The 12,025-nt window shown below is 45.7% G+C and carries 9 protein-coding genes; 1 reads left to right on the top strand and 8 read right to left on the bottom strand.

Annotation, left to right across the window (positions count from 1 at the left end):
- Positions 1 to 330: 330 nt before the first annotated feature.
- Entirely contained in the window at positions 331 to 1,923 is a 1,593-nt protein-coding gene (locus L976_RS18450) for an ABC-F family ATPase (protein ID WP_080612461.1), read from the top strand.
- 104 nt (positions 1,924 to 2,027) lie between these two features.
- On the opposite strand, the gene L976_RS18445 is transcribed toward L976_RS18450, so the two are convergent.
- The 8 genes from L976_RS18445 to L976_RS18410 all read right to left on the bottom strand — a co-directional run.
- The gene (locus L976_RS18445; protein ID WP_047539138.1) at positions 2,028 to 2,558 is read right to left on the bottom strand and encodes a lipocalin family protein; all 531 of its coding nucleotides are present in this window, start codon (positions 2,556 to 2,558) and stop codon (positions 2,028 to 2,030) included.
- Between the two features lie 42 nt (positions 2,559 to 2,600).
- On the bottom strand, positions 2,601 to 3,506 hold the full coding sequence (locus tag L976_RS18440) for a DMT family transporter (RefSeq protein WP_047539135.1): 906 nt from the start codon (positions 3,504 to 3,506) through the stop codon (positions 2,601 to 2,603).
- 234 nt (positions 3,507 to 3,740) lie between these two features.
- Entirely contained in the window at positions 3,741 to 4,751 is a 1,011-nt protein-coding gene (locus L976_RS18435) for a hypothetical protein (RefSeq protein ID WP_052184027.1), read from the bottom strand.
- Positions 4,752 to 4,812: 61 nt separating this feature from the next.
- Positions 4,813 to 5,832, bottom strand: coding sequence for a sensor domain-containing diguanylate cyclase (locus tag L976_RS18430; protein WP_047539132.1), 1,020 nt, complete (start codon positions 5,830 to 5,832; stop codon positions 4,813 to 4,815).
- A gap of 266 nt (positions 5,833 to 6,098) precedes the next feature.
- Positions 6,099 to 7,148 carry a transposase gene (locus tag L976_RS18425; RefSeq protein ID WP_047539130.1) on the bottom strand — a complete coding sequence of 350 codons (1,050 nt, stop codon included), beginning with the start codon at positions 7,146 to 7,148 and terminating at the stop codon, positions 6,099 to 6,101.
- Positions 7,149 to 7,390: 242 nt separating this feature from the next.
- Positions 7,391 to 7,768, bottom strand: a complete 378-nt coding sequence (locus L976_RS18420; RefSeq protein ID WP_047539127.1) for a DP-EP family protein — start codon at positions 7,766 to 7,768, stop codon at positions 7,391 to 7,393.
- A 50-nt stretch (positions 7,769 to 7,818) separates the two neighbouring features.
- Positions 7,819 to 11,010, bottom strand: coding sequence for an nSTAND1 domain-containing NTPase (locus L976_RS18415; protein ID WP_047539124.1), 3,192 nt, complete (start codon positions 11,008 to 11,010; stop codon positions 7,819 to 7,821).
- 368 nt (positions 11,011 to 11,378) lie between these two features.
- The coding region (locus tag L976_RS18410) for a DUF4785 family immunoglobulin-like domain-containing protein (protein ID WP_047540717.1) at positions 11,379 to 12,025 on the bottom strand (647 nt) is incomplete at its 5' end.

The following is a 12,025-nucleotide window of genomic DNA, read 5'->3' as shown; positions in this document are numbered from 1 at the left end:
AGAGTGAGCGGGGGCTTACAAATACCGCCCAGTTCAGTGGGCGGTATTTGGTTTGTCTGGCTAAAAATGCAATGTTAATTCAGTTGTCATCCAATAGGATTATTTTGAGTCTTACTTGCAAAAATGCCGGTTAAATAAACAGTTATCTTTGGGGAAGATGGTTCAGAATCGCTTAAGCATGCGCGGCTCACGGGGCTTTTTAGTTGATAATTTAGCCCAAACTGCTATAGTGCCACGTTTATTTTTACCCCCTCAGGCTGGTGGAAATTGGTTTTTGCTTATATGCGCAGCCAATAGTCTGGCCAACATTACTCGATTTGGAAGTTCATTTTGATCACAACAGCGAATATCACCATGCAGTTTGGCGCTAAGCCACTGTTTGAAAACATCTCAGTTAAATTCGGCGGCGGTAACCGTTACGGTCTTATCGGTGCGAACGGCTGCGGTAAATCAACCTTCATGAAGATCCTTTGCGGTGATCTAGAGCCGAGCAGCGGTAACGTATCTTTAGACGTCAACGAGCGTCTGGGTAAACTCAGCCAGAACCAATTCGGTTACGAGGAATACACGCTGATTGACACCGTTATCATGGGCCACCGTGAACTGTGGAAGGTCAAGCAAGAGCGTGACCGTATCTATTCTTTACCTGAAATGAGCGAAGAAGACGGCATTGCCGTGGCAAACCTTGAGATGGAATTTGCCGAAATGGACGGTTACACCGCTGAATCTCGTGCTGGTGAACTGCTACTTGGTGTGGGTATCGGTATCGAAAGCCATTTCGGTCTAATGTCTGAAATCGCCCCAGGTTTAAAACTGCGGGTATTATTGGCTCAGGCGCTGTTCTCCGATCCTGATGTACTGCTACTCGACGAACCCACCAACAACTTGGACATCGACACTATTCGCTGGTTACAGGACGTGTTGAACCAACGCGATAGCACCATGATCATCATTTCGCACGACCGTTACTTCTTAAACTCAGTCTGTACTCATATGGCAGACTTAGACTATGGTGAACTGCGTGTTTACCCAGGTAACTACGACGAATATATGCAAGCAGCGACTCAGGCCCGTGAGCGTTTGCTAGCTGACAACGCCAAGAAGAAAGCGCAAATTTCTGAGCTACAAACCTTCGTTGCGCGCTTCTCTGCTAACGCTTCTAAGGCAAAACAAGCGACTTCTCGTGCCCGTCAAATCGATAAGATCAAGCTGGATGAAGTTAAAGCCTCTAGCCGTGTTAACCCATTCATTCGTTTCGAGCAGGAAAAGAAACTGTTCCGTAATGCGTTAGTGGTTGAGAATTTGGCTAAAGGTTATGACACGCCACTGTTTAAAGACTTAAACCTGATTGTCGAAGTGGGTGAGCGTATCGCTATCCTCGGTGAGAACGGTGTGGGTAAAACCACGCTGCTGCGTACTTTAATCCATGATATTCCACAGGATGAAGGCCATATCCAATGGTCTGAAAACAGCAATATTGGTTATTACGCGCAGGATCATGAGTCTGATTTTGCTAACGACATGACGCTTTTTGAGTGGATGAGCCAGTGGCGTAAACCTGAAGATGACGACCAAGCGGTACGCGGTATTTTAGGCCGTATGCTGTTTAGCGCCGACGACATTAAAAAGTCTGTCAAAGTGCTCTCGGGTGGTGAAAAGGGCCGTATGTTATTTGGTAAGCTCATCATGCAAAAACCAAATATCCTGATGCTCGACGAACCGACCAACCACATGGATATGGAATCGATCGAATCCTTAAACAACGCCTTAGAGAAATACGAAGGCACCTTGTTATTTGTGAGTCACGACCGTGCATTCGTATCGTCACTGGCCAACCGTATCCTTGAAATTACTCCTAACGGCGTGAATGACTTCAAGGGCACCTATGATGAGTTCCTCGCGAGCAAGGGTATCGAAGGCTAATTACTTGTTTTAAATAGCCTTAAATGATCAGATAAAAAACGCCGCTTATTGAGCGGCGTTTTTGTTTATGGTGTTTACCTTGAGTGTTAGCCTCGGCTTAGCGGTTATTGTTTTGCCTCGGCTTGTTGTTCGACATAAATCAAGCTGTCAGTGTCAAAGCCTCTGGCTTTGGCCATGTCGACAAATTGCTTAATCACCTCAGGGGATACCGTTGGAGTTCGGGCTAGTAGCCATAAATAATCCGTATCTGGCCCCGAGATAAAGGCGTATTGATAATTTTGTTGGTCGAGCCCAAAGACTACATACGAACCATAAAACGGCCCGAAAAAGGAGACTTTTAAGTAGGCTTCGTTCTCTCCATTCACAAAATAGGCTTTACCTTCGGCTTCTTTCCATTCCTGTTTGGCGGCAGAATAGCCCCGATTAATGACTTTAACGCCGCCATCGGGCTTAAGGCTGTATTCGGCAGAAACTTGAGTTAATCCGCGTTCGAAGGAGTGGTCAAGCCTCGCAATCTCGTACCATTTGCCTAAATAGCGATCGAGTTTAAAATCTTTTACGGGTTCGACGTAGTTGGGCATTCCTAGGCAACCAGTAAGGACTAACACACTGATCATTAAGAGTAGTTTTTTCAAGTGATGCTCCTATCAAAAAGATTTAGTTTATATTTTACTCATTTATTCATGGTGGCAAACAGAGGGATTTTCAGAGCTTTTTAGGGCTTTGTATTGGCTTAACCAACCTTGTGCTATACCTGCCAGCATTATCAGCGCCACACCTATCAATTGCTGTGCGGTTAATGTTTCATTAAATAACCACCACGCCAGAGTGACCACCACCACAGGCTCCACATAGGAGAGTGTGCCGTAGGTGATTGATGGCAATTGATTTAGAGCTTTTACTGCAAACAGAATAGCTAAAAATCCCGGAAAGAACCCAATTGCCAGCAGCCAAGCAAATTGATTCAGGCTGGGTACTAAGGGTGTGGTTAACACTAAGGGAAGTAGGCATAAAGCGCCAACACCTAACTGTACCAGCGTACTTTGATAGGGCGAGGCGGCACTCGGTTTGCGGTTGATTAAGATAAAGCCACTATAGGTCAGTAACGACAATAATGCATAAAAATATCCCAATATTTCAGAATCATATAGTGATTGGCTCGATGTCATGGGTAGCATTAATATAAAGCCCGCTAAGGCGAGTACCACACTTGCCATACTGAATCGGTTGAGTCTTTCATTAAACACAAAGTGCGCAAAGAGTGACGCTACCACAGGTGCGAGGTAGATGATCATAATCACGGTTGCCATTTGAGTGTATTGAATAGCCTCGATATAAAAAGCCATAAATCCGGCGAGCATAGCGCCATTTATCAAGGTGCGTTTGCTCGGTTTATGGCGAATTTGCTGTCCTTTACCCGTTAACAGCATATAGGCCATTAAAAACAGCGCGCCGAGTAGCAGGCGGTAAAAGGTAATATGTTCGGCTGGCAGAGCTACAAAGCGTGCGAATACGCCAATCGTGCCCATTAAAGTGGCAGCCAATAGGGCAAAGAGCAAGGCCAAAGTAGGAGGTGGATTCATGTGTCACCTTTAGCGTACAGTCCAGTACTGTAGAAACAGTCCAACGGGTAAGGACGCTGAGTTTGCCCTAAAATATCTAGCTAGGCTAGCGAGGTATTCGACTGTACTTTGGGTATAGTGCAAACTAGCTGTTTCGAAGGGGGGCTTTTTATGACCCACGCTATAAAGGACGATAGCTTCAGTCTTTAAGTGCTCATCCGCTTGTCGAAGCGAGCAACGCTCAATCCTAGGATTTTAATAATCCTTAATAAAGCGCAGAGCATGTTTGGCTAGCGTAAAATCGATATTTTCACTGATACGAATTTCGGCGATTAATCGACTCGAAGTAGATTGACTGATAAAGCAATCAAATGTCAGTTCGTTGGTAAGCTGCAAATGAACACGGGAACGGTTAGGTGTGAGAGATTTTAATATATCAAAATTTAACGCAATATCGGGATACTCTTCGGAAACATAATTAGCATGATAAATAAAGTGTGGCCAATTTTGATTGTTTGATTCAATTATATAAGCACAACGATCATTGGCTGGAATAATATTGGATAGCTGTTTTTTGAAATTATTGGTGGTTAGATTGTTTTTAATGAATTTATATTTAGTGTCATTAAAAATAACTAGCATCACATCTTGCCTTGTTGAGTTAAGTGGGTTTGAATGAATGTTTTTTAGGGAGTGTTTATCTTGTGCAGTATAAATATTATTTTCGGCGATAAATGACTGACTATCAGGTTGCAGATAATAATTTAGGATTTGATAGTCTGTTAAGTCGTGTTCAATTAAACTGATGTTAGTCATTTCTCCTTCAAAAGATAATGCGTTATTGGTCATAGCCTTTAATACACGGTTATCTGTTAAAGGGATAATTTGCTGTTGAACTTCGATTTCATTGCCATCGATATAACATTTTAGCTTATGATATTGGTAGCTGATGGATAATAAATGCCAATAATCATCATTTAAGCCACCTGACATCGAAGCCATTTCAATCGATAATAATCGACTACTAACAACCGATTCAATATTGCCAAGTGCATTTATCTTCACAATAAAGCCCGTATGATTAAATTCACAACAATATTGAAATACTAGTCCTCCATGTTGGTTTTTTATCCAAGCTTGCCAAGTGAAAATATCGAGTGTTTTCGTGCCTAATAAAACGACTTTAGCCGTATTTTCTGATGTTTCTTGAGCGAGGTCTTGAACTAAGTTATTCGAGCTTAAACAAATGTTTTTTGAGGTTTTCATGGGTGACATCCTTGTGGTTATGTCATGCATAAACCTTTGGTTTTATTTCAGACAAATATCATCACAGCGAGGTATTAATTCTATCGCGACCATCGGCCTTGGCGCGGTAAAGCGCGGTATCGGCGGCGCATACCATGGCGAGTGAGGTACGGAACTGGCCATTGACTTCACTGGCAATCCCTTGGCTGGCACTTACCGAGACATAATCCCTGAGCCCTTGGTCAGTAAAACGAATATTATTAATCCCTTGCTGAATTTTTTGCGCTATGGTCAGCGCCATTTTAGCATTGTGATTAGGTAGGATCAGCGCAAACTCTTCGCCGCCGTAACGGGCCGCAAGACCGATGTCGATAGGCACAATAGTGGCGATCACTTTGGCAATTTTTCTAAGGCATTCATCACCTTGGATATGACCAAACTGATCATTAAACACCTTAAAATAATCCACATCGATAATGACTACGCTGATAGGACGCAGTTTGGCGGTGCATTCTTCCCAGTGTTGTTGCAGCATTTCATCAAAATAGCGACGGTTCGCCAGTTGGGTGAGGGAGTCGGTTGCGGCCAACTTGCGCAGCTTTTGGTTTTCCGCCTTATGCTGAGTTAAATCGTGCATCACCATCACAAACACAGGTTCATGGCTGGGAATATAAGAGATAGACAACTCCACATCTTTGGCCTTGCCAGAGGCGCAGATCAGTGTGGTTTCCTGCGCTGGGTGCTGCACGGGGTGACCACAGTTGGTGCCTAATTGCACATCGTGGCTCAGGAGATTGTCATAGCGCGCTTGATGATGTTCGGTCAAAAAATTGCGCCAGTCTTGGCCCTTTAAAGTCGCCTGCGGGCAATCGAGCAGCTCAGCACTGCGCTGATTGCACGAACGGATAAAGCCATTGGCATTCACTAAGATCACGGCTTCGGTTAAATGTTGAATAAAGAGCTCAATTGTCTCGAGGGAAGAATGCTCGAAAAAGTTCAGCGGTAGCTCGGCACTCTTTGCAGGTTGAGTTGCGGGCAATGCAGCATCATCGACAATAGATAAGGCGGGTTGTTGGCGAGCCAGTTTCGGTGAGTTTGTCATTGTTATCTTTCTCCGTGAACTTTAATCATCTGCGCTAGGCGCTTTTCTGAGGATGACTTTATTCTGGTGGAAGAAAAGATACCTTCTGCTTACCTTCTGGTGTAATTATTTGATTTTAAATGTTTTAAATTTTGCCTTCTGAGTCGTTTTGTCTGCAATTAGGATCATGGTTAGCTAGGCGCTTGTTTACATCTCGCAAAATTGGGACTAGATAGCCCCCAATCTTAAGCATTAAGACTGAGTCGAATATTTGTTATTGGGGCAATTTAACGCAGTGTAAGTCCATTAATTTGCTCGGGATGTAGTGCTTGGCTATGGGATTTTCCTCGGCACCATTTGCCACCTTGCTTGTGTTTAAATGCACACATTGCATCCCATCGACCGCTTACACCACTGTACTGGCGACGAAACTCCTTGGCTGAAAGTAACCAGGCATCGGATGCAATCCCTAACTCATTAAGCAACTTAGGTCGTAGGTTATCGATAAAGCCTTTTTTATCATGGCGGATGGCGCGGCCAGTCCAATCGATAAGCTCAAGATAATCGGCAAAATGAAAGGGGATGCCCGTTTGCTGATGGAGATGCGTTGCACCCTCAAATTTTGCAAGGGATTTGCGTGGTAATGGTTGAGTGTTATCTACAGGGGGTTGGGTTATCAGTGGTGTGACGCTGTTAGGGGAAAGTGCATTTAGACGTTCTTGAATCGATGTAAAATCAGAGGATTGCAAAGAGTCGGCAATCCCTGCTCGAATGGGGTTTAAATCTACGTACATCATACACGCCAGTAAAGCTTGCTCATCTAGTAACGCTTGGGATTTGAAACGGCCTTCCCAAAAGGCACCTTTACACGCATCTTCTCGATTTGCTTTACGGGCAATATCTTCGTTCAGGCAGCGCATAAACCAAGATATGCTGGATAAACGCTCATGCCACTCGGCAATTAAGGCATCGAGTAACATGTGTTCACCTTCGATTAATGCATTACCATTCATATGCTTAGTGGTAATGGCATGGCCTTTAGTGATTTGGCACCAGCGGCTGATAATATCTTTTTGCGTTAACGATTTGGTCTTCTCGATATCAATTTTAAGCACTAAATGGTAATGGTTGTTCATCACTGCATAGGCGCAAATGTCGATACAAAAGATGGTGGATAATGCTTTGATTTTATCGACAATCCAGCCACGTCTATGCTCATAACTGCGGCCAGTGAGTTTATCTTCACCACACAAAAAAGCCCTTCTGACACAGCGATTAATCACATGATAGAAGGGTGTTGTATTGGCATCGATAAGCATTCTTCTGGCCGAGGTCATGACTCGCTCCAAACAGACAAGGTGAAGATAATTTAAAGACTAGTAGAAGAGGGGACAAAGCACAAAAAGACATGGCTGTCCTCGCTTTTCGCAATGGCTGTCCCCGCTTTTCTGGCTGTCCCCGCTTTTCGATTCCGCTTTTCTAGTATAAGAGGGGATAAAGCACAAAAAGACATGGCTGTCCCCGCTTTTCGAGGGGGTCTGGAAGGGAAAAAAGGGACTGCTTAGCAGTCCCGCTCTAATTATAGATTTGGCTTGTTAATTACTTCAGGATCAGGACTTAAAATTAGTAAGGTATTTGCCGTATTGCTTAATACAAATTGGAATTTAGTGGTGCCAGGGGTTCTATCGAGATCCACGAATTGCACTAACATACCATCATTACTAATGGTAACTGCATCGACGATTTCGTCGAATGGGGTCACAAAACCTACACCGACAAATTTTAAACCTTTACCGGTTTGGTCATTGAGTAGGTAAGTTACAGTACCAGCTTGAGTGATGGTGACATCACCTGGGCACTGTTGACCGCTGGCATCGGTATAGATAAATTCAGGTTCACCATTTTCTAAGGTGACATTCACTTTAATAAACTGAGATAAGCCTTGTGTTGTAGTCATTTCATTTTCCTCTTTAAAGTACAGTTGCTGATTATATTTGGGAGTTAAGACTATCTTTCTTGACAGTTCTTCGAGTCTAAGTAAGGCATGGTTATTTCGGGATTCTTATCTTTTTCTATTAATGGTTGCAATATGTTTTGGGTTTCTTGGCAAAGTGTTAAATACTCTTCTTTGTTGTCTACTGTCATCCTAGCTTCAACTATTGCCATATTAGTTTTTGCAAAACCAATGATGTATCTTCTTTCTTGTGGGGCATTTTTTACTAGCTCAGAGAAGATAGTGTTTGATTTTTTTAGGCTGTCATAGCCGAGAGGTGAATTGTTTTTGATTTCATATGTGGCAACAGAGAATAATGCATTGGCGTATAAATAATCTCTTCTTTGTTTGTCCATTGATTTAAAGTTGGAGTCAAAAAATTCTAAAAGTGATTGAGAAGTCTCTTTTACTCTTGGGTCACTAATGAAACTATTTAAAAATAAAATTCTCGTCCGAATATAGAATAAATCTCTTTTCCATACTTCATTATCTGCGTCTAAAAGCAGAGATTTTTCTGTGAAGTTTTTGGCCTGTAACAATTTTTCAAGTGCAGATTCAAAATTGCCTTTGTACTCAAGTAACTCAGATAGCCTGCCTAGAGTGCTGGCTAATCTATCGCGCATATAGGCATCATTTTGATTTAGCGAGTTTAATAGTTGGTTCTGTGTTTCTTCTTGGAGCTTGATTGCGGTATCTATATCGCCAAGTGAGGTTAATGCACTCGCTAACCAAGAACGTGCATTGGCCACATCCGCAATCAACTGACTATCCTCAGGCGCTTTTGCCAAGGCGAGCAATTTAAGCCTTAGCGACTCCTCAAAATCCTGCTTTGCTTTAGCAAACTCCTGCTGGTTCATTGAGACAGAACCGAGTGAGTTATGGGCATAGGAAAGCTCCATTAGCGCATCTTTATCCTCCGGCGCAATGGCATACATGGTTTGACTGTATTGTAAATATTGTTCCCAAAAAGGACGTGCAGCCGCCCAATCACTTACATCATATTTAAGCTGTCCCAACCAAAAGGCATTGGCACCTAAGGTTTTTAGTAGGGCTAAGTTGTCTGGCTGCAATTCGAGCAGCGGCAGCATTTTTTCCTGCGCGGCGAGTAGGGCGCTGCGGGCTTCATCGATTTTATTGCGTGAATAGGCGACTTCGCCCATGGCCTCTAAGGTCTGCCCATGCTGGAAGCGGGCGTCGAAGCTTAAGTACTTTTCATCGTCTTGGCTGGAGAAATCCGTGAAATATTCCAAGGCCTTATTACTGATGCCGTCGAGTAAGTCCATCCGGCCGATGCCGCGCATCTTATCGGCGAAGTCACCCACCATAAACCCGAGCAGATCTTCGGCGGCGAGACGTTTTTGCTGGGCAAGCTTTTCGGCTTCGATACTGCGAACGCTCATAATGACCGAGGTTAAGGTGAGTACGCACAGCAGGGCGACGGTGATGCGCCTCGTCCAGCGCAGCATAGTGGCGCGTTTGCTGGAGGCGGCAATAAAGTCGGTTTCCCGCTCGTCTAAGTCAAACAAGGGGTTTTGCCTAAGGCTTTGGGCCTCTTTTAAGGGTTTACCCTCGGCCAGCAAATAGGCGCTGTGTTTGGCTTCGCTGAGCCAGCGCTGGGATAAATGCTGGAGGCGGCTCTTAATACTGAGGCTGTCGTTATGTTCGCTGATCCACGCCGTCGCCCTTGGCCAGCGGCGCAGCAGGGCTTCGTGGGCGATGCTAAAACAGGGTTCACCATTTTGCAGATGGGACACAAATAAGCGGCTATCGACCATGGCTTGCACTAGGGCGGTTTCGGCCGCGCTTTGCAACTGCGACCAGCGGGCGGTGCGGCTGGTGATGGATTTTTCATCCTCACGCAGGGTGACTAACAGGGACAAAATCCGCGGCAGACTGGCTTTTTCGGCCTCAGTTAAATGGGAGATGGCCTGCTCGGCATTTTTACCGATAGCGCCTTCGATGCCGCCCAAGGTGCGATACACAGAGACTAATAGTTTGTCATCGTCGCTGCGTTGTAAATACAGCGCCTGCAAGGTGTATTGCAACATGGGTAGCGCATCTGGATTGCTGGCGGCATCGCTACAGAGCATTTCATCGAGCGGCATGGCGGTGTCGCTGTCAATGTCCCAAGTTAAATTGGCGGCAATCGCCGGCAGGCGGATCATCTGCAACAGCTCGGTGCGAGTGGGCGGCGCTAAGTCGAAATGGGCACCGCGGGCTTTGCCTGCCATCAGACTGGGGTAATTGACCAGCAACGGATAAAAGTCGTTGCGACAGGCACTTAAAATCAACACCGCATGGGAAGTGGCAAGGCGCTCTAACAACTCGATAAAGGCGCTGCGCTCGGCATCGCTAAACAGCGGCGATGATAATAGCACCTCTAATCGGTCGATAAATAAGCCAAAGCGTGGCGTCGCATAAGCATGATTTTTAAGGCTTTGTTTGCATATCTCGACAATGCTCTGCGGATCTTGCTCAAGCTTGGCGGCAAGCTTGTCTGCGCTCATGCCCTCAAATACTGGGGTGTCGTTTAGCTCCCAGTCGAGCATGGCGCTGGCCAGATCGGTAAGCAGTTGTCCCTTGCTGACATCGGCAAAATCGAGGCTGCTATAGGCCACAACCCCAACGCCATTAAAGCCATTGGCGGTCATGAGGTTAGGCAATACACCGGCATTAATTAAGGAGGATTTACCGCTACCACTGGGGCCTAAAATTAAGCAGAAGGCGCGGCCAAACTGGATTTGTTGGCTAATGCGATTCAGCAGCGTGCTAATTTGCTCGCTGCGGCCGAAGAACACGTCGGCATAGTTGGCGCTGTAGGCTTGCAAGCCCGGAAACGGCGAGCCGCCTTGCCAGGTTTGTGGCGTGGCGCTGGCCTCATGGCCGACGGGAAAGCGAACCTCGGCTAAGGTGCGATAGCCACGTTTGCGAATGGTCTCAATGTAACGGGATTCGGTGGCACTATCGCCTAAGGCGCGACGTAACTGGTTGATAATTTTGTGCAGTGGATTATCACCCGTGTCGACTCCCGGCCAGCAATGGCTGACAATCTCGTCGCTGCTGACCACTTCACCGGCGTTTTGGCAGAGAAATAACAACACATCCATCGCCTTAGGTTCAAGTTGTTTAACTTGTTTACCAAGGAGTAGGCTGTTGGCGCTGGGATTGACTTGCCATTCACCAAAAAAAAATGTGCTGTCACTCATAGGATTTCCATTGCTTGAGCATCGACTAAGGCGGAGGAATCGCGGTGCCGTTAGCCATTGTTATTTTTATATTCCATTTGCATATGTTGCTATGGGGTTTTGCGTCAAAACATTGGCATTATGCCTAGACTCCTTGTTATTTAAAAGAAGTAAGCTTTTATAATCAATGTAAATTTTATCTTGAAATTGTGACAGCATCTTGTACTGAGACCCATGTGTTGTCACAGGGTTGTGGGATTGCGCGATAATTGCACTTTCGCTTGGGTAAACGCTTGGCTTGGCAGCATAAACTCGGATGACGGGAAAAAAAAGAGTGCCCAAGGTGGGCACTCAAAGCGGTTGGGAAGGGAGAAATGGGTTAAATTGAGTTAGCGCGTAAGCACCAGTGCGTTGGCCTGAAAACTTAACCGTGCCATTTGCCCTTGGTCTTGCAGCTCTAGCTCGTTGAGTTCAAAGGGCGGTTGTAGACCGGAGGCTTGGATAAGTTTGGGGTCAAACATCAGCTTGAGTTTGGGGGATTCGGGCGTTAACCAAGTCGCCGCTTGGGTGCGCATGATCGCGACCTTTTGGCCCTCGGCATTGGTGCCCGTGAGCACGCCACTCAAACCAAAGCGTCCCGCCTCGGCGACAGTTAGCTCAAAGTTGACTTGATTTGGCACGCCTTTATCCCAGATGGTCAATACTTCTGGTTTGATGCTGGCGGAATTGACATAGGACTTAAAGGCGGTTTTCACCGTGCGCAGCACTGGGCGACCATCGACTTGAGTCTGGACTGTAACTTCGATTTCACTCAGCCCCGCATTGCTGCTGGCGAGGGGCAAGTCTGCGGGCACTAAAGCCTGCCATTCATCCCCCTGTTTCACCATGGCCAGCGCTTGCTCTGTACCATCGGCTTGTTTGAGTTTGGCCTTAGGCGCAAATTGATTATCGCTTTGGCTTAAGGCGAGTTTTACCCCAACCGTTTGGGCATCGGCTGCAATTGCGCTGGGCGCCTTGATGCTTAGTTGATAGGGCG

The organism is Shewanella sp. ZOR0012 (assembly GCF_000798835.1).
In the GTDB taxonomy this organism is placed as follows: Bacteria; Pseudomonadota; Gammaproteobacteria; order Enterobacterales; family Shewanellaceae; genus Shewanella; species Shewanella xiamenensis.
The sequence above is the reverse complement of the archived record's forward strand: the minus strand, read 5'-3'. Positions and strand labels throughout refer to the sequence as shown.

Bases quoted from the DNA above. Each gene is read 5' to 3' on its own strand.
- L976_RS18440 (WP_047539135.1), bottom strand. From the start codon at position 3,506: ATGAATCCACCTCCTACTTTGGCCTTGCTCTTTGCCCTATTGGCTGCC.
- L976_RS18425 (WP_047539130.1), bottom strand. From the start codon at position 7,148: ATGACCTCGGCCAGAAGAATGCTTATCGATGCCAATACAACACCCTTC.
- L976_RS18415 (WP_047539124.1), bottom strand. From the start codon at position 11,010: ATGAGTGACAGCACATTTTTTTTTGGTGAATGGCAAGTCAATCCCAGC.
- L976_RS18435 (WP_052184027.1), bottom strand. From the start codon at position 4,751: ATGAAAACCTCAAAAAACATTTGTTTAAGCTCGAATAACTTAGTTCAA.
- L976_RS18430 (WP_047539132.1), bottom strand. From the start codon at position 5,832: ATGACAAACTCACCGAAACTGGCTCGCCAACAACCCGCCTTATCTATT.
- L976_RS18420 (WP_047539127.1), bottom strand. From the start codon at position 7,768: ATGACTACAACACAAGGCTTATCTCAGTTTATTAAAGTGAATGTCACC.